Source organism: Mycobacterium sp. NGS64, from assembly GCF_059812245.1.
In genome coordinates this window covers 348,579-365,777 of sequence record NZ_JCALCI010000002.1, presented here as the reverse complement: position 1 = coordinate 365,777, position 17,199 = coordinate 348,579, and the positions used below count along the sequence as shown (strand labels likewise).

Here is a 17,199-nt window from a genome sequence, read left to right as displayed (position 1 = left end):
AACGAGTCACGCCGCTCGACTGCGGATGCCCGCGTGGACCGCACTCGGATCCGTTGAGTTGCAAGTGCACGCGCCCGCGTTTGTCAGAGCACGCCCTGGACGGGTGGCGCGACGCCGCCGAGCACGTGCTGGAAACGGGTCAGATTCCGTTGCTTCCATTGGAAGTCAGGCGTGCATTGTGGCGTCGCGGCGGGCACGACCGTGACCTCGCCGAGCTGCTGCACGATGCATGCGGCGGGGTAGTCGCATGAGCAACGCAGACGGAAACGGCGATATCGACGTCCTGGCCGGCATGTTCGACGGTGAATGGCTTGACGCCCAGCACTTCCCGCCGCTCGTGTACGCCATCCCCGACATCATCCCCGAGGGCTTCGGATTGCTCGTTTCACCGCCCAAGGCCGGCAAAAGCTGGATGGTGTGCGGGATCGGATTAGCCTGCGCCACAGGCGGTATAGCCTTCGGTCGCATTAGCGTGGAGCCGCGTCCCGTGCTGTACCTGGCATTGGAGGACGGACAGCGCCGCCTCCAGTCTCGATCCAGGCGCCTCATGTGCGGCCAGCCGCTACCGGGCGGCATCCACTTCATCACGAAAGCCAAGCCGGCTGAAGTCATTCCGATGATCTTGGAGTTCCTGCAACGGCATGCCGACGAAAAGCCACTAATCATCTTGGACACGTTGGGTAAAGCCCGACCACCGCGGCCGCCTGGCACCGACATGTACGCATGGGATTACGCGATCGGAACCCAGCTCAAGAACGTTATCGACACGGTCCCTGGCGCAACGCTGCTCATCGTGCACCACACCAGGAAGCAGGAAAGCGCCGATTTCGTCGACTCCGTTTCCGGCAGTGCTGGCGTCGCAGGCTCCGCAGACTTTGTGCTTGTGCTGTCTCGTAAACGTCACAGTGACGAGGCGTTACTGGCGGTCACCGGACGCGACGTCGCCGAAGCCGAATACGCGTTGCGGATCGACAAAGGCGTCTGGGAACTCGACGGCGCTAACCTGGCCGCGGCGTCCGAGTCCGCCCAACGCCGTCGCCTTTCGGACACTCGTTCGGACAGAAGCGTGGAGATCGTCTCCGTTGTCGCGGCGAGCTCGAAACCAGTGTCGCCGGCTGAAGTGTCCGAAAAGACGGGCATCGATAACGACACAGTTGGCCGCTACCTGCGAAGACTTGCAGAAGATGGGGTCCTAACGCGTGTCGGACGCGGTCTTTATACAACCGTGTCCGAAGTGTCCGGTGTGTCCGAAAGCCCGTTATTCGGACAAACGGACACTTCGGACACGGGTTCTTCGTGCGGCTGCGGCTCTTGCATCGAGTGCTGCATGACCGGCGACCGGAGCTGAGCTGTGAACCGCGCAGAACGCCGGCGCAACCAGTTACCGCGCAAGGCCCGACTTCGCTTAATGCACCGAGACTTAACGTCGCCGGCCGATATCCATCAGGCGGCCAGCTGCCCCGACTGCGACAGCGAAGTCACCATCATCGAGATAGCGCCCGGTCGCTGCGATGCCCAGGTCGCCCACGACGAGACCTGCCCCTTCTACAGCCAGCTCAAACGGGACCTGTCATGACGCCCGCTCGCGTCCAAGCCGCGCTTGAAACTAGCTGCGGGATGTGCGGCGCACCACCAGGAGAACCCTGCACCAACACCATCCGGCTCGGAGAACCATTGCCCGGCCGCGAAGTACATCAATACCGAATTACCAATGCCCGATAGGAGAGAACCGCATGACCACCACCAACCAGAACAACGCCGACGACCTCGACGCCACAGTGCAGTCAGCGTCCAAGATCCTGCGCCGGCGCATCGATGACATCGAGCGAGCCCGTGACGAGCAGCCGGAACGGTTAGCCAAAGCCAGATCCGACGCCGAAGAAGCACGCGGCTGGGCGCTCATCGAGGAGCCCTTCGACGGCCAGGTGACGTCGATTCCTAGCGTCGACGGCACCACGACACTGGCGCTTCCGAACATCACCGCAAAGGAACTGTGGGGCGCCCGCCTATGTTTCGATCTCCTTGACTGCGGCGACGACTTCGACCAGATCGACACCGTCATGTCGCGCCTGTTGTCCACTGTGAACGGCGACACCGGGCTGGCCTTCCTCATCGCCACGTCGGCGCTCTCGACAATCGCCGGCCTAGTGGTTCCTCAACTGTTGTGGGAAATCGAGCAAACCGCTTCGAATTACGAGGAGCGAGTGAGGCTGGCCGAAGCGCGCGCGAAGGCTTGGAACGGCCGGGTCAGCGAGATCAGCGAGATGAACAGGGATCTAAATGAGATGGGCGTGAAGCCGATCGACAATTTTGACATCGGCGCTACCGCCTTAGACCCTGAGGTGTGACCGGTGGGCATCGTGACCACACCCGGTGAAGGCGCCGACGAACTCTATTGGTTGCGCCTCGGACGTGATGTTTTGCAGTCCACCATCGGCGCTGTATCCAGTGACATCGAGCAGCTCGAAGCTGAGAGGGCGCGGCTGAAGGCGATCCTTGCGGCGGACGATTCCGAAGGAAACTGTCCCTGATGCTGCGGACTGCGGAGTATTTCGTACACGGTGACGGGCATGTCGCGGTGTTGGACGGCTGGATCTGTGCCGAGCTAAACCGGCTTTGCCTGGACAGGGTGCGGGCGCAGGTACGCGGGCAAGATCGCCAGCTGTACGAGGTCTTGTTGGCGATAAGACTCGTGGCACTCAAACACGAAAGTTCCGGTAGCGGAACAGTTGTGGCGCCGAAGCCGGAACCTGCGCAACACTGCAAATCACAACAACTGAACACGGTCAGCACCACCACCGCAGCAGAGGTTCTCGGGATCAGCGATACGGCAGTGCGCAAGGCGATCCGCGAAAACCGTTTGAAAGCAACGCAGTTGGATGGGCGATACCGAATCACCCGCGAGGACCTCGCCGCGTTCGCTGCGGCACGAATGTAGAGAAGGGCAACATGGCAAACGATAACCTCGAGGCCGCGGTCGATGCCGTGCAGCGCGCGCACGGCAAATTGCGCGCCCTGACCGCCGAGCACCCCGGCGACATGCTGTTCTACGAGGCCGAGAACAGGCTCGCCGCAGTCGCTCTCAGCCTCATCGGCCGGCTAAACCACACCCGCGCAACACCACCGATAAACAGCCCAGCAGACGCAGCCTTCTTCGGCAGCTAAGGAGACATCCACAGATGACTATCGATTACGCCGCTGGCGCGGACTTGACCGCAGCGGTTACTGCCTGCAATAACGCGCTGAAAGCCTTGCAACAGCTCGGCTGCTCGGACGACGCCGACCCAGCACTGACGGCCGCGGAGTCAAGCTCGGACTACGACGCCATCCTCAATAATCCGAACCTTTCGGACGCCGGCAAACGACAAGCTGCAGCCCGCAAGTACATCAACGTGATAACCGAACTGTCGAACGATCTCGCCGGCGCAGCCAACGTCGCATCGCGCCAATACAAGGCTGATGCGGCCGCGGTACTCGGAACTGCCGGACTACCGGGAGATCCGGCCACCCTTGTCATCAGCCGCCGGGACGCCGGGGAACGAGTCGCAGATGAGAACGACAGCATCAAGTTACAACGGTTGCTCGACCAAGCCGTGTTAAGCGGCGACGATGTACTGGCCCGCGCTATCGCCGAGAAGGCAATCAGCAACCAAGATCCTGGCACCATCAATGCATTCGCGAACGCGTACCCATCAAGCGCCGACGCGGTGCAGCGGCTTTGGACATGCGCCACCCGCAAGATGACCGGCGCGGACATCACAACCGCATGGCGAGTAGGCGCACTCAAGCCCGACATCCTGCGACCACTTCAGGATCACGAGGTCGTGGCGTGCGCCCTAGGCAACACCAACGCCGGCGCGTGGAACGCGAGTTAACCCATGATCGGCGGCGGCGCGGCGTCAACCGTCTTTCCTACTTTCAGGCGGAAGGACCGGCCAGGAGGGCAACTGCAGCACTTGCCGGAGCCGGTACCTGCGCCGTGGCCGCCGCACCAATATGCATGCCCAGCAACCACTAGACGTAGCCACCAGCTAACTCGATCTCAGGGCATCGCTCGGGCGAATGCAGCTGCATCCGAGCACAGCCACGTTAATCGGCCGCGCGACGTACAGCATCACCGCAGGTCAGACCGGTCACCGTCCGCACCCCTGGGGGGAGCACCCTCCACCACCCCCAACGGCCTCGCCGGTTGGCATAGCGCCCCGGTCCGCGTGCAGATTTCGGAACTTTTCAGCAAAGCGAATTTTGCACGCCAAATACCGTCAGCAAATGGGGCGGTGGTGTAGGTGGCGCTGCGGGGTCGGAGGCCGAAACCTGCTGGTCAGGCGGTTACTCGGCATAAGCCGGTCCATGACTGGACTGAGGTACCGAATGTGCCGTTTACCGGTGCGCCGAAGCTCCCGCAGCGGCGGATAAACGGCCGTTCGTGGTCATCTCGCGATCGCCAGACGTGGAGGGCGTTGTCATCGATGCCGCACTGCAAGTTGTGGGGGCCGGCGGAGTGGGAGTTCACGTTCGACACCATGGATATTGCCGCGATGGTGCATGACGGTGTGCCGAAGTTGGCGGCTGAGCTGCGGGCTCGGCAAAGAGTTTTGGGTATGACGAGCGATGCGCGGCTAGCTCAACGGATCAGGTATGTCGACCCGGCGCCCGAGAATCAGGTGCCGGCGACGGTGTCGCGCATCGATGACTTTCGGGATCTTTGATGCTGCTAGTCGTGTGGGTCATAAAACTCGGACAAGATGGCGCCCAGCGCGTCATCGGGCATTCCGGGGCGCCCCTCAAGCCGTTCAAGGCGGTTCTCCATGGTGGCGATGCAGATCGCTGTATGTGCCATCCATTCGTTGAACTTCTGTACCGGAATGTGTTGAGCCCCGGCCAGTTCAGGGCCAAATGTCGTCATCATCTGGTGCAGCGTTGTGATGGTGGCGGTCATCGTGATCGGAACTTGGTTGATGATGGCCCGGTGCGCAGCGCCGGCTTCGTCGGGAGTTGTCACGGCGAAAGCGTAGAAGACCCATGCCGCCTGGGGTTTGAGCGACGCGCCGGATTCGGCTTGCCAGCGGTGAAGGGCGTGGGTCTGTGACCAGTATGTTCGGCGGCGGCGATGGTTATGTGCAGCCGGAAACGCGTGTCCTGACGTCGATTACGGAGTCTCCGAACCCGAATGCCGCTGACTATTCAGACACCCAGAAGCTCATCGAGACGATCCAGCGCCACGACTACCAGATCAAAGATCTGGCGGCGGGGCAGCGGCAGTTAGAGAAGGGTGTCAACGACGCCACCCAGAACCCGCTGCAGCAGATTCAGCAGTTCATCGCCGACATCATCGTTCTCCTAGGCGGGGGTGAATTAACGGAGGGTGCAATCGATTTCGGTGACCTCCAATACATCCTCCCCGTCCTCGGGGCATTGTTTGGGATCGGGGATGGGCCGTTCCCGCTGAACCTGTTCGCCGCCGCGGAGCGGTTCTTCCTCGGCTACGTGGTGCCGGTCAAAGCGTTCACCGATGAAATCAACAAGATCATTGACGCCTGGGCCGGCGTCCTCGGGATCGACCCGAAATTCATCCACGACCTCAACGACCTCATCACCGCCGTCGGGGAGCTGTTCGGCGAAGTAGCCAACTTCCTCCCCACCATGAACACGTTCTTCGGCGCATTGGGGATGGGCGGCAGCGGCGCACCCGGAGGGGCTCTAGGCCCTTTGGGGCAAGTCCTGGGGCCGATCATCAAGTTGTTCTCCGGGATCAACCTGGCGGAGTTCGGCAACGTCATCGAGTTCATCACGTCCGCGATGGACCCGTGGATCGTCAACCTGACGTCGATCATCAACTTCATCAACGAAGTCCTCGCCGTCCTCGCGTTCCCCGGCGACGTCGTGAATGATCCACTGCCGCAACTGATCGTGCCCTTCAAGAATTTGGTCAGGATGCTCGGCAACGTCCAGCTCGGCCTGGAATCGTTCAACCCCGTTACCGCAGTCCAGTCCTGGCTCGGCCAACTGTTGATCCCGATCTCCGGATTCTCGGAGGTGCAGCCCAACCTGCAACTCAACCCCGGCTTCGACGACTCCTCAGACCTCGGCAACGCCGCAGACGGGAAGAACTGGACCCGCGAAGACCTCGACCCCCCCATCACCACAGGCGACTGGGTGTGGGATTTGGTGGGGCGGACCGCGGCTGGCTCGGCCACCGTCCACGCGAACGGTGTCGACCACGGACTGCTCGGGAACGTGGTGTATGTCGATGAGGGCCACACGTTCGACTTCGACGCCTACGTCTCCTGGACCGGCCTCACCGCCACCACGGGTGCGGTGGCGTTGCACATCCAAACCGACACCGGCACCAACACCCCCATCAACTCCCTCACCTCCCCGCCCAGCTCGGGGTCGTGGACGCACCTGGGCGGCTCCTACACCGTCCCCGCAGGTGTCACCTCCATCCGCCTGCGACTGTACGTGGGGTCGGGGGCTTCCGCCGGACAAGTGTGGTTTGACGACGTCAACATCCGCCGCACCAACCTGATCCACCAAGGGCTGATTCAGGATCTCGTCAGTGATTTGGCGGTGTTCACCTCGAACTTCCAGACACTCCTCACCGCGCTGGGTGCGGGCGACATCGTCGCCCTCGGCAACACGTTGGCGACTGGGGTGTCGAATGCGGCGACCGCCATCTCGAACATCGCCGCCATGCTCACCGCGGCCGCCGTCTCCACCCCCACCGCCCTGGGCAATCTGGTTGCGTCCGCGCAAAGCCTGGCGCAGACCGCGGCGAACAACATCAACGCGTTGATCACCGGGATTACCGGTACCTCGATCACCGATGTGGTGAATCTGTTGTTGCTGATTCAGCAGATCATCGACAACATCGCCAACGCCCTCGGCCACTCGGGCACCGGGCACACTGTCACCAACCTGCAAACCTATCTGCAGGCGATCCCGGGCGGCAACATTGCGGGCGCCCTGAACACCGCAGTCACCGTCGCAGGAACCGCTATTGGGACGCTGCTGCAGCATTTGAACGGGTCCGGCCAGTTCGACGCCTCCGCACTCGTCGGGGCGCTGAACGCTGCCGTCACGTTCGCCGGCGCCCCCCTCTCAACCCTGCTGCAATACCTGAACTCGTCCGGGCAATTCAACGCAGCACAACTCACAGGAGCACTCAACTCAGCAGTCACGGTGGCGGGGACAGCCATCGGCACTCTGCTGCAAAACCTCTCCGCCACAGGCCAATTCAACGCAGCACAGCTCACAGGAGCTATCAACACCGCATTGACGGTGGCGGGGCAGACGATCGGCACCGTGCAAGCCAACGCGCAAGGCCTGATTGATGCGGTCGTCCAAGCCGGGCTGAATGACGCTTCCCAGGTCAACAAAGCTGTAGCGGACGCGCAAGCGCAGTTAGTTGCGCTCATCAGTAGCGCCCCTCAGCAGCTACAGGGCCTCGCGGGGAATTTCGGTGTCTCCGCGTTCATTTCGGCGCTTGGTGCACATAAGGCCAACACCCAAGTCACCCAAACTCAAGTCACCAGCGTGGCTTCGGCGTTGAACACGGTCGCTGCGCCGTCGGGAACGAACGTCACGGTCGACTTCACGACAATGGCCAACCAAGCCAACATGTCCGGCGTTATGTCGCCGGGCACAGGGACGATGGGAATTACGAGCGGCCAGGCAGTGCTGACCGTTTCTGGGTCCGGTGACCTGCAATTATTCCCGACCCAATCCGGGAGCGACTATATCGTTTTTGAAGCGACACTAGGCTCCCTCTTTGATCTAGCTAATTCCACGAGTGTCACCACATATATCGTTGTCCGATCCGATTCCGCGCACAATGCCTACACGCTGGTGCAACTCGTTAAGTCCGGCAGCAATATACAGATCTCGGTCCAGGCGGTTTCCGGCGGTGTTCTCCACGCGATCGGTTCCCCGGCAAACCTGAACTCCGCCTCCACAGACGGAATCCTGAAGATCATCGCGGGTGACCGCCTCGCTGGAAACCCGTACGTGTTTGAAGTGCTTTACAACAATGCCGTTGTGCTTGGCCCCGTAACGGACACCTCTCACTTTTCGTCAATCGGCTCCGGGCAGCGATACAACGGCCTCGGCATGACATCCGTTGCTGCCGGCAAGTTCCCGCCCGGCATCAAGAAGGTCCACTACTACGACAACGCCCCCAGCGCCGGGGACCGGCCGTTCGCGCAGCTTCCCGCCAACAACTCCCTAACCCCGGGCGGCCTCTACATTCCCTCCGACACGGGCTTGATCTTGCGGGACAACGGAACGAGCTGGGACCGGGTGATGGGCGGTCCGCTAACCGCGTTCAAAGCACCCCCTTCGTCAGGTTGGTCGCAGCCTTTCGCCATGGGGACCGCCACCATCACCGCCGACAAAGATGGCAGAGTGCTGACCATTCCTCCCTCTGGCTCGGATACCTGGCGCGTTGAGGTGCTAACACCCACAGCCATAAGTAGTTTCGCGATGCCGACCTACTTTGAGTGGGCCGTTCAACCCGGAAACTATTTCAATGGCGGCCCGATCCTCTATGACTCGGTGTCGGGAAAATTCATCGTCTTATCGATGGTTTACAACGGAGGTTTTGTTCTCACCGCAACAAAGTGGAACAGCTCTACCAGTGTTAGCGCCTCATATGCGTCAAGAGGAATCAGCGATCTGATGGGCATTCCGAACTGGCTCCGATGGCGGGATGACGGCGCTAACCGCTACGCGGAATACAGTTTTAACGGTGTGGATTGGATAATACTTTATTCAGGCAGCCGAACTGATTTCATGACTCCTAATAAAGTTGGATGGGGGGCTAGTAATGACGCCGCCAATTCGGCAGTGGTGCGACTGCGTTCAATCGATGGAATTTAAGGGGTATAAATGACGGAATTGTCGGGTTTTAGCCCTGTCGCGAAGGTGGACCATATCGACCCGCAATCACTACAGCTACCGCCGAGCTTGGATGAACTGTTCGTCAAGGACGGCAACGGAGACTCCAAGCTCGACAAAATCTTCACCGCCCTCGTGGGTGCGGTCAACGCCGGTGTGACATCGAACATCCGGGTCGAGATCCTGCGCCACAACCCACCCGACGGCGACCCGGCGACGATTTGCCGCGTCACCCCGGTCAAGCCAGACGGGGTGGGGGACGCGCAGACCGCCAATCAGGGTGAATGGCTGGTTGCGGACAACTCCGGGCTGTACGGCATGACCAACGACGCCTACACGCAGACGTTCACCCCTGTCGACCAGCCGGCACCCACGGAATAGCAGTTGCCCACTACCTGCCACTACATCCGGGGTTCAGGCCGGCTGGCTGGAACTTCGCGGTGCGCCTTGACCGCATTGAGGAGATGTGGCCATATTGTGACATACGTCACTCATATACTGTTATTGGATGGCAGGGCACGCCGGCGGGAGATGCCGCATCATTTGCAACATGCACAACACCGTTGATGCACTATGACGAAACCTGACGGGATCGCCTTGCAAGTCCAGGCGATTTGGCCTGAGGGGTTGTCGGAGAGCGCACAGGTGGTTAACCAGTTTGCGCTGACGGACGATCCGGCTGGACCCGGGGCGGTGTACCTGCTGTTCGGGCATTTGGCGGCACCGGTGTGGTTGTCGCAGGACCACGCTGAGGAACGGCTCAAACAACTTGGTGGCGCTGTAACGATCAACCCGCGCGGAGCGTTCTATATGACAAAGGGGAACGCAGAGCGGCTGCGTGACCTGCTCAATGCACACCTGGCGAAGGGGGAAAAATGACCGTGCTTGCTGGTGCGCCCGGTGACGTCTATGACGCCCCCAGGTGGACGGGAGAGGCCCCCCACGTCCCAGTTATGCCGCCCGCCCGGGTTGTGTACCTCGGTCTGGCTTCGACGCTCTCCGGGGGAGAAGTCGTCGCCCACCACATCATCGGTGCAAAGCTGAACCAGCTCCTACAACTGGGAGACGGCTGGCTCGGCCCGGGAAGCCTCGCGCCAACACCGGGCGCGTTTGAGCACTATCGGCAATTCCTGGCCGCGCTGGGGCCCGCAGTGTCCCTCGACGCAGAAGCTGTTGCGGCCGGCGAAGGCACGCTGCAGGTGGAATGGGAGACCGACGACGGCGCCGAACGCGTGATTGAGTTCTCAGAGCATGGTGCATGGCTGCATGAGTCCGAGTCCCCTTCCGGCGCAAGTGCAGAGGTAACTGTCGACCCGTTTGACGTGCAGCGCGTGCTGAGCTTCTTCCATGGCCAGCCGCTCTGACTCTGGCGACCAAATTCGTTGGCTCACAAGCAATGAGGTCTTATACCGGCAAGTCCACCCTGCGCAGATGAAAGGAACCGAGCCGAATTACCTCGCGTTTCGGCCGATGAAATCTCACGACTACACGCTTTCGACAACGCGGCAGTGGGTTGGCCCTGAACGCGCTTACCAGCAACACGTCGCTCAAGATCTCAAATCGGCTGGCAGCTGGGGCATCTCAGTCGATGAGTGCGCCAAGGCAGATCTCGATGCTTTCGACGACTCTGCGCTTCCGGGATTGCCTCCCGGCCATGTGTCAATACCGTTCGGCATTCCGCCGACTGACAGCGAGAAAGACCCTGTCTTAATTGAGAAAGCCAGGGCACTGAGAAACCATGCCGCAGCCCGCGGATGCCTGTATCGGCCCTGACCGTGCTGGGGATGTTGCTCTGGGGCTTCGGCTACTAGCATGGCTCTCTTCCCTCTCCGAAGAAAGCTCCGAAGATGCACAGCTACGACGTCCAAGTGACACGAGACGGCCGCTGGTGGATGATCCACATTCCCGCCATCGACGGGCTGGCGCAAGCCAGATTTCCCGGCGAGATCGAAGCGATGGCGCGCGACTACATCGCCGTCAGCACCGACACCCCTATCGCTGAGATCGAGGTGCGGCTAGAGGGTGCCTTCAGCTCGCCGGAATAGGTTCTGTCGTCGACCAGTGATCAGCGGGACGCCTGCGCACCGGCGGGCCGCCGCATCACGGCGCGGACCATCAGCTCGCGGTGCTCATAGTCGGCCCGGGCCGCGATCGCCGCAAGGCGGTGATTCCGACGATCAACCCAGAGCGCCGCGGCGACCACCAGGACGGGCACAAAGAACCACGGGTAGGCCAGGATCACACCGACAAGCGTGTACCCGGCCGGCAGGGCGAATAGCACCGCGGCGAATGGGTGTCGATCCCACCAACGCCCGTGCGAACACTGTGATTCGAGCCCGCACCGCGGGCACGAGTGGCTGGTCATGTTCTCATCCTCTCGGTTAGGGCACGTAGCACGGAAGGCTCGCCGCATATCGGTTCAGTTCTGCGGCGGTGAACTTGTACTTTCGTCCGTCTCGCACGGCGGCGAGTGCACCAGCGCGCCGCAACTCGCTGATGCGCTTGGGTGTCGTGGACAGCAGCTCCGCTGCCCCAGGGGCGTCGTAGAGGATCCTGTTCGGTGTCATGCCGGCGAATGTAGTTCGGTGATCCGACAACGCTGTGACTTCCTCGCGTTCCGATGATGTGCGGCCCCGCTGGGCGCACCGTTAACCCCCAGCGGGGCCGCGGGCAATCACAACCGCCGGAACCGGGCGAATTGCTCGATCGAAGTGAACCGCTGGTGGCAGTCCGGACAACCGAAGTCCTCGTAGATGACGAGGTTGAGCAGGTTCCTCTTGAGCCACCGTTTGTAGTGGTAGGTGCACACCAGCTTGTGACCGCAGGGCTGATGCTGTGCCGCCAGCCACGCCGCTCGGTTCCGACACGGCCGTGGGCTCTGGCCGCTCTGGCAGCGCAGCGGCTCATCCCACCCGGCCACGATCTCATCGAGCGCGAGCGCGGTGGTGATGAATTCGGCGATCTCAAGGCGTTCTTCCGCCGTCCAGCTACCGAGTGGCTTCAGACGGATCTGCATCAGCCTGCGTGTTCGACTGACTTCCGCTTGAAACTCGTCGTGTTGCCTCATTGCTCGGCCCACCTGTCCAGCTCGGCGGCTGCCTCGAGCAACGCCGCGGCCAGCTCGCGGGCCTGGTCGCTGTTGAGCGCGTTGTCGCCGGGGACGACACCAATCCCGAACTCGGCATCAAGGCTGCCGTCGTCGTACTGAATCCCGCAAAGGTAGATATGCGAACTGCTGTCGGTGATGCGCCGCTCGGCGCCGTCGAGATAGCGCCATGCGCGCGTCTCGCTTCTGTCGACGATGTGTCCGGGCTGCCACTCAGAAGCTGAGGGAAAACCGGGCGGCAAGGGGATGCCGGGGGGGTTGTGGGTTGGGGTTGTCATACTCATAGCTGTCGGACTCCTCATTCTGTGTCTAGTTCGGCCATTCCCCGGGGCTGTTACCGCAGCCGCCGGGGCCTTTGATTTGTCGGATAGGGTCTCAGGTCGCTCCGACATCCGGGGGACCGCGCGCTGCGGCGGCGACGCCGTGGCCGCACTCTGGCCGCAATTTGGCCGCAGTTACAGATAACTGGAGTGAACTACCGTGATGTGTTTCAGCACCTGAAGCCGGTTTTGGCCCATTGACCTGGTAGCTGAATAGGGTTCGAGTCCCTCCGCCCGCACCGATGTTCATGCGCCAAATAACGGTTACTGGCTAGACGGGTGGGCTTTACTCCCTTAGCTGGCCCAGGATAAGACCCTCCCAATTTGGGTACTTCTTCTTGACTGTTGGGCATGTCAGCGTGCCCGAGCATTTAGGTAAAAGGAGCCGCCCAGGTGGGCTGGCATCATGCAATCAGGCCGGAGTGCCGGGCGGGGTGACCGGCACGTGAATCGCGACGACGACCGGAACCTCACAGAAGCAGCCGGCGAGACCACTGCCGACTTTGGCGACCACTTCCTCGATGAGTCGGATGACGGTTCGACCACTACGGTGGCGGAAACCGTCGAAGCATTGCCGAGCGGATCGGCGCTGCTGGTCGTGAAGCGCGGCCCGAATGCCGGTTCTCGGTTCTTGCTCGATGAGCCAGTCACCTCGGTGGGACGCCATCCCGACAGCGAGATTCTGCTGGATGACATCACGGTGAGCCGTCGTCATGCCGAGTTTCGCCTGGCAGAGGACGGTAGCTGGACCGTCGCCGACGTCGGGAGCCTCAACGGCACATACGTTAACCGTCAGCCGGTGGACTCAGCGGTGCTGGCCAACAACGATCAAGTGCAGATTGGTAAGTTCCGGCTCGTCTTCCTGACCGGATAAGTCGGACGGGCGATGTCGATAATCCAGCGCGACACGTCATCGTGTCGGCGCCAAACGCCCCACGTTTCGTTGCCCACTCCGCGGGTAACCGCGTTGAACCGCAATTAGGAAGGCGCGTCATGGCCACCGCACAGGACCCATACGAGCAAGCCATCGACCGCGCGGAAAGCCGGGCTGCCGCGGCTCGCGAACGGGCCGCCCTTGCAGGCCTGTCGGCGGCCCGCAGCTTCGAGGAGTCCGCCCGCCAGCACGAGCGAGTCGCGCACGTGCAAGACGTGACCGTCGCACAAGGCGTGTCCGACTCGGAGGTGCACCGCAAATCCGCGTCACGCCATCGCGAGGCGGCAGCCGAGGATCGAAAGCTGGCCCAGCTGAAGCGAAAAGAGTCCGAGGCCGACCTGGCCGTAGACGGCGACTGATCACTCGAACAGTTCGCGGTGCCGTTCGACGTAGTGCCGCACCGTCTCCGCGGGACGGCCGATCAGGCGTTCGACATCGTCGGTCGACCGGTTGTAGCGGTCCTCGCGGTGCAGTCGCGCCATGGTGGCGATGTGTTGCTCCACGTGCGGCGGCATGCCGAGTCCGCCGAGCTCGCGCAGCCACTCGTCGTCGGACGGCCGGACGGCGCTGACGGTTCGACCCAGGGCCCGCGAGTACTCCTCGGCGAGTTCCTCGACGGAAAGCGTCGCGGGACCGGTCAATTCGTAGACCGCGCCAAGATGGTCTCGCGGTTCTACAAGTATGGCGGTGATGACGTCGGCGACGTCGGCCGAGGCGACGGGGGAGGTGCGCCCGCTACCGAACGGCAGCGACAGTTGGCCGGTCTCGCGGATCGAGCGGGCCGCCAACATCCCGAAGAGCGGGTTTTCCAGCAGGACGGTGGGCCGGACGTGCACCGCCGGGACGCCCGACCAATTGATGACGCGCTCGGCGAGCCAATGTAGGCGTTGGTGCTTGGATTCCGCGGTGCTGGTGGCGGTCATTTGCGAGACCGTCATCTGCGACATGTTGACCAACACTTCCAGGCCGCCGAGCTCCTTCGCCGCCACGCACACCACCGTGGTGGCCTGTAGGTAATCCGGCGAGACGCTCATGTTGAAGAACATCCGGGTGACGCCCGACATCGCCGCGAAGACGTCGACCGGATTCGTCAGGTCCCCGGCGATCACCTCGGCGCCCTGTGCGCGCAGCGCGTCGGCGCGGGCGTCGTCGCGGTGCACCATCGCGCGCACGGCAGCGCCCAGGCTGAGCAGCCGAGTCACCACCTGCGGGCTGATGCCCGCCACCCCGCCGCCGGCGCCCGTGATGAGGTAGGTCGGCGGCTCTGCCATGAAAACACCTTTGTTTCAACGGATTTGGAGCTGATCGTAACCCCGTAACGGGGCTTACGCGTGTTCACAAATTGACCCTGTGTTCAATGGCAAGCGGATCTGTGCGCGATGGCGTGAATGCGCAGCTAGAACGCCATTGTCGATGTATATCGGCGGGCGAGCACAAATCGGCTCAGCGAACACGTGTTTATCGAACTCGGCGGATGGGAAGCCGATGGGGAGGCGTGAGCCAACCGGCCCACGTGAAACCCTGGATCAGACCGCTGGGATGACTTATGGCTTCTCCGCTTCGTAGCCTCACTCGTTGGAGCACCGCGCCCGCCAAAGGCGTGCAGACCGCCAAATCCTGGGTCAATGTGCCGCGTGGGCTGGCGGCCCGCGCGACCACCCCGTTATTGCCCGACGATTACCTCAAGCTGCTCAACCCACTGTGGTCGGCGCGGGAGTTGCGTGGCCTGATCGTCGACGTGCGCCCCGAGACCGCCGACTCGGCGACCGTCACGATCAAGCCCGGCTGGGGTTTTTCGGGGCGGTACAAGCCGGGCCAGTACGTCGGCATCGGCCTGCGGATCGACGGCCGGTGGCACTGGCGCTCTTATTCGTTGACGTCGATCCCGCGTCGCGACAACAAGAACATCACCATCACCGTCAAGGCCACCCCCGAGGGCTTTCTGTCGACGCACCTGGTCAACGGCGTCAAGCCGGGCACCATCGTGCGCCTGGCCTCGCCCAAGGGAGACTTCGCGCTGCCCGACCCGGCGCCGGCCAAGATCCTGTTCATCACCGCCGGCAGTGGCATCACCCCGGTGATGGCCATGCTGCGCACGCTCAAGTCGCGCGGACAGCAGGCGGACATTGTGCACATCCACTCGGCGCCGAGCGCCGACGACGTGATCTTCCACGACGAGCTGCGCGAGCTGGAGAAGGCACAGGCGGGATATCGACTTCACCTGCAGCTCACGAAAACCCAGGGTCACTTCGAATTCGATGAGCTCGCCGATATCGTGCCCGACTGGCAGGACCGCCCGGCCTGGGTGTGCGGCCCGAACTCCTTGTTGGACGCCGCCGAAGAGACGTGGAAAGGCGCTGACTGCAGCGATCAGCTGCACATGGAGCGCTTCACTATCGCCGCCACGGACAAGGGCGGCGAAGGCGGAACGGTCACCTTCGCCATCTCCGACAAGACGGTCGAAATCGACGGCGCCACATCGATTATGGAGGCCGGCGAACAGGTGGGCATCCAAATGCCGTTCGGGTGCCGGATGGGCATCTGCCAGACGTGTGTGTTGCCACTGGAGGCCGGACACGTGCGCGACTTCCGCTCGGGGACCGAACACGGCGCGGGCGACCGCATTCAAACCTGCATCTCCACGGCATCCGGAGACTGCACCATCAAGATCTAGGGGGAAGCAATGGCAATCACCGACATCAAGGAATACGCCCACCTCACCACCGAGGACGTCGACCAGCTCGCGCAGGAACTGGACGCCATCCGCGCCGACATCGAGGAGTCCCGCGGTGAACGCGACGCCCGCTACATTCGCCGGTCAATTCAGTTGCAGCGGGTCTTGGCCGCCGGCGGTCGAATCGTGTTGTTCGCCAGCCACAACAAGCTCGCCTGGGTCTCCGGCACCGCCATGCTCGCCATGGCCAAGATCATCGAGAACATGGAGTTGGGCCACAACATCATCCACGGCCAATGGGACTGGATGAACGATCCGGAGATCCACTCGACGGAGTGGGAGTGGGACACCACCTGCCCGAGCGTCCAGTGGAAGCGCTCCCACAACTTCGTCCACCACAAGTACACGAACGTCGTCGGCCTCGACGCCGATGTCGGCTACGGCATTATGCGCGTCACCCGCGACGAGCCGTGGGAACCCTGGATGCTCGGCAACCCGATCTACAACATGCTGCTGGGCACGTTCTTCCAGTACGGCGTCGCGTTGCACCACATCGAGACGGCCAAGCTCCGCAAGAAGCAGAAGAGCTATGCCGAGGCGGCCAAGGATCTGCGGGTGATCATGAAGAAACTCGTCAGGCAGGAGGGCAAGGACTACCTGATCTTCCCCGCGTTGACCGGGCGCAACTGGAAGCGCACCATCAAGGCGAACATGACCGCCAACCTGATCCGCAATATCTGGGCCTACATGGTCATCTTTTGCGGCCACTTCCCCGACGGCGCGGAGAAATTCACCGTCGACGAGTTCGAGAACGAAACCCAGGGCGAGTGGTACCTGCGCCAGATGCTGGGATCGGCGAACTTCAACGCCGGCCCGCTGATGGCCTTTATCAGTGGCAACCTGTGCTACCAGATCGAGCACCACCTGTTTCCCGACCTGCCCAGCAACCGCTACGCGGAGATCGCGGTGCGGGTGCGCGAGCTGTGCGACAAATACGACCTGCCCTACACCACGGGATCCCTTGGCCGCCAATACCTGCAGACGTTCTGGACGATCCTCAAGCTCGCCCTGCCCGACAAACTTCTGCAGGCGACGCCCGACGACGCACGTGAGACGCGCTCGGAGCTGAAGTTCCGCGTCCGCGAGGGGCTGCGGGAAAGCTTCGTCGATCCCAAGACCGGCAAACGGCGCGGCCTGCGCACCGCCCTGCGCGAGTTGCGGGGGGCCGGGCAGGCGGCCTAGCCGGCCCCTCGACCGAGGCTCGCCCAGA

General features: G+C 62.4%; 24 protein-coding genes. 18 read left to right on the top strand and 6 right to left on the bottom strand.

Going from position 1 to position 17,199, the window contains the following annotated elements:
* Nucleotides 1-247 precede the first annotated feature (247 nt).
* The 8 genes from AC5Y4S_RS10070 to AC5Y4S_RS10035 all read left to right on the top strand — a co-directional run bounded on the left by AC5Y4S_RS10070 (nt 248) and on the right by AC5Y4S_RS10035 (nt 4,709).
* Nucleotides 248-1,348: an AAA family ATPase gene (locus tag AC5Y4S_RS10070; protein ID WP_500032460.1), complete on the top strand. Its 1,101-nt coding sequence runs from the start codon at nt 248-250 to the stop codon at nt 1,346-1,348.
* 60 nt (nt 1,349-1,408) lie between these two features.
* On the top strand, nt 1,409-1,576 hold the full coding sequence (locus AC5Y4S_RS10065; protein WP_500032459.1) for a hypothetical protein: 168 nt from the start codon (nt 1,409-1,411) through the stop codon (nt 1,574-1,576).
* Between the two features lie 157 nt (nt 1,577-1,733).
* A complete protein-coding gene (locus tag AC5Y4S_RS10060; protein ID WP_500032458.1) occupies nt 1,734-2,348 on the top strand; it encodes a hypothetical protein in 615 nt (204 codons plus the stop codon).
* A gap of 3 nt (nt 2,349-2,351) precedes the next feature.
* Complete coding sequence (locus AC5Y4S_RS10055; protein ID WP_500032457.1) at nt 2,352-2,531, top strand: hypothetical protein; 180 nt, start codon at nt 2,352-2,354, stop codon at nt 2,529-2,531.
* Entirely contained in the window at nt 2,531-2,938 is a 408-nt protein-coding gene (locus AC5Y4S_RS10050) for a helix-turn-helix domain-containing protein (protein WP_500032456.1), read from the top strand. Before AC5Y4S_RS10055 ends, AC5Y4S_RS10050 begins: the two co-directional genes overlap by 1 nt.
* A gap of 11 nt (nt 2,939-2,949) precedes the next feature.
* The gene (locus tag AC5Y4S_RS10045; protein WP_500032455.1) at nt 2,950-3,165 is read left to right on the top strand and encodes a hypothetical protein; all 216 of its coding nucleotides are present in this window, start codon (nt 2,950-2,952) and stop codon (nt 3,163-3,165) included.
* A 14-nt stretch (nt 3,166-3,179) separates the two neighbouring features.
* Nucleotides 3,180-3,875, top strand: coding sequence for a hypothetical protein (locus tag AC5Y4S_RS10040; RefSeq protein ID WP_500032454.1), 696 nt, complete (start codon nt 3,180-3,182; stop codon nt 3,873-3,875).
* Between the two features lie 411 nt (nt 3,876-4,286).
* Nucleotides 4,287-4,709: a phage terminase small subunit gene (locus AC5Y4S_RS10035; protein ID WP_500032453.1), complete on the top strand. Its 423-nt coding sequence runs from the start codon at nt 4,287-4,289 to the stop codon at nt 4,707-4,709.
* 5 nt (nt 4,710-4,714) lie between these two features.
* Here AC5Y4S_RS10035 and AC5Y4S_RS10030 read toward each other — a convergent pair whose 3' ends face one another.
* Nucleotides 4,715-5,002, bottom strand: a complete 288-nt coding sequence (locus AC5Y4S_RS10030) for a hypothetical protein (protein WP_500032452.1) — start codon at nt 5,000-5,002, stop codon at nt 4,715-4,717.
* Between the two features lie 83 nt (nt 5,003-5,085).
* On the opposite strand from AC5Y4S_RS10030, the gene AC5Y4S_RS10025 reads away from it, so the two are divergent.
* From AC5Y4S_RS10025 to AC5Y4S_RS10000, 6 genes are all read left to right on the top strand, one after another.
* Nucleotides 5,086-8,877 carry a hypothetical protein gene (locus AC5Y4S_RS10025; protein WP_500032451.1) on the top strand — a complete coding sequence of 1,264 codons (3,792 nt, stop codon included), beginning with the start codon at nt 5,086-5,088 and terminating at the stop codon, nt 8,875-8,877.
* 9 nt (nt 8,878-8,886) lie between these two features.
* A complete protein-coding gene (locus AC5Y4S_RS10020) occupies nt 8,887-9,276 on the top strand; it encodes a hypothetical protein (RefSeq protein WP_500032450.1) in 390 nt (129 codons plus the stop codon).
* Between the two features lie 192 nt (nt 9,277-9,468).
* Nucleotides 9,469-9,774, top strand: a complete 306-nt coding sequence (locus AC5Y4S_RS10015) for a hypothetical protein (protein ID WP_500032449.1) — start codon at nt 9,469-9,471, stop codon at nt 9,772-9,774.
* A complete protein-coding gene (locus AC5Y4S_RS10010; protein ID WP_500032448.1) occupies nt 9,771-10,259 on the top strand; it encodes a hypothetical protein in 489 nt (162 codons plus the stop codon). Before AC5Y4S_RS10015 ends, AC5Y4S_RS10010 begins: the two co-directional genes overlap by 4 nt.
* Nucleotides 10,260-10,326: 67 nt before the next feature.
* The gene (locus tag AC5Y4S_RS10005; RefSeq protein WP_500032447.1) at nt 10,327-10,668 is read left to right on the top strand and encodes a hypothetical protein; all 342 of its coding nucleotides are present in this window, start codon (nt 10,327-10,329) and stop codon (nt 10,666-10,668) included.
* 74 nt (nt 10,669-10,742) lie between these two features.
* Entirely contained in the window at nt 10,743-10,940 is a 198-nt protein-coding gene (locus AC5Y4S_RS10000; RefSeq protein ID WP_500032446.1) for a hypothetical protein, read from the top strand.
* Nucleotides 10,941-10,960: 20 nt separating this feature from the next.
* Here AC5Y4S_RS10000 and AC5Y4S_RS09995 read toward each other — a convergent pair whose 3' ends face one another.
* The 4 genes from AC5Y4S_RS09995 to AC5Y4S_RS09980 all read right to left on the bottom strand — a co-directional run bounded on the left by AC5Y4S_RS09995 (nt 10,961) and on the right by AC5Y4S_RS09980 (nt 12,285).
* A complete protein-coding gene (locus AC5Y4S_RS09995; protein WP_500032445.1) occupies nt 10,961-11,260 on the bottom strand; it encodes a hypothetical protein in 300 nt (99 codons plus the stop codon).
* A gap of 16 nt (nt 11,261-11,276) precedes the next feature.
* A complete protein-coding gene (locus AC5Y4S_RS09990; RefSeq protein WP_500032444.1) occupies nt 11,277-11,462 on the bottom strand; it encodes a helix-turn-helix domain-containing protein in 186 nt (61 codons plus the stop codon).
* Between the two features lie 107 nt (nt 11,463-11,569).
* Nucleotides 11,570-11,962, bottom strand: coding sequence for a hypothetical protein (locus AC5Y4S_RS09985; protein ID WP_500032443.1), 393 nt, complete (start codon nt 11,960-11,962; stop codon nt 11,570-11,572).
* Nucleotides 11,959-12,285, bottom strand: a complete 327-nt coding sequence (locus AC5Y4S_RS09980; RefSeq protein WP_500032442.1) for a hypothetical protein — start codon at nt 12,283-12,285, stop codon at nt 11,959-11,961. The genes AC5Y4S_RS09985 and AC5Y4S_RS09980 overlap by 4 nt, the downstream gene beginning before the upstream one ends.
* A 442-nt stretch (nt 12,286-12,727) precedes the next feature.
* On the opposite strand from AC5Y4S_RS09980, the gene odhI reads away from it, so the two are divergent.
* Nucleotides 12,728-13,195, top strand: coding sequence for an oxoglutarate dehydrogenase inhibitor Odhl (odhI, locus tag AC5Y4S_RS09975; protein WP_500032441.1), 468 nt, complete (start codon nt 12,728-12,730; stop codon nt 13,193-13,195).
* A gap of 119 nt (nt 13,196-13,314) precedes the next feature.
* Nucleotides 13,315-13,614, top strand: coding sequence for a hypothetical protein (locus tag AC5Y4S_RS09970; protein WP_500032440.1), 300 nt, complete (start codon nt 13,315-13,317; stop codon nt 13,612-13,614).
* Here AC5Y4S_RS09970 and AC5Y4S_RS09965 read toward each other — a convergent pair whose 3' ends face one another.
* Nucleotides 13,615-14,526, bottom strand: coding sequence for an NmrA family NAD(P)-binding protein (locus AC5Y4S_RS09965; RefSeq protein WP_500032439.1), 912 nt, complete (start codon nt 14,524-14,526; stop codon nt 13,615-13,617). It abuts the gene before it with no gap.
* A 275-nt stretch (nt 14,527-14,801) separates the two neighbouring features.
* Here AC5Y4S_RS09965 and AC5Y4S_RS09960 point away from each other — a divergent pair, with 275 nt between their 5' ends.
* Together AC5Y4S_RS09960 and AC5Y4S_RS09955 are read left to right on the top strand one after the other, a co-directional pair.
* Complete coding sequence (locus AC5Y4S_RS09960) at nt 14,802-15,929, top strand: ferredoxin reductase (protein WP_500032438.1); 1,128 nt, start codon at nt 14,802-14,804, stop codon at nt 15,927-15,929.
* 9 nt (nt 15,930-15,938) lie between these two features.
* Complete coding sequence (locus AC5Y4S_RS09955; protein ID WP_500032437.1) at nt 15,939-17,171, top strand: fatty acid desaturase family protein; 1,233 nt, start codon at nt 15,939-15,941, stop codon at nt 17,169-17,171.
* The last annotated feature ends 28 nt before the right edge of the window (nt 17,172-17,199 follow it).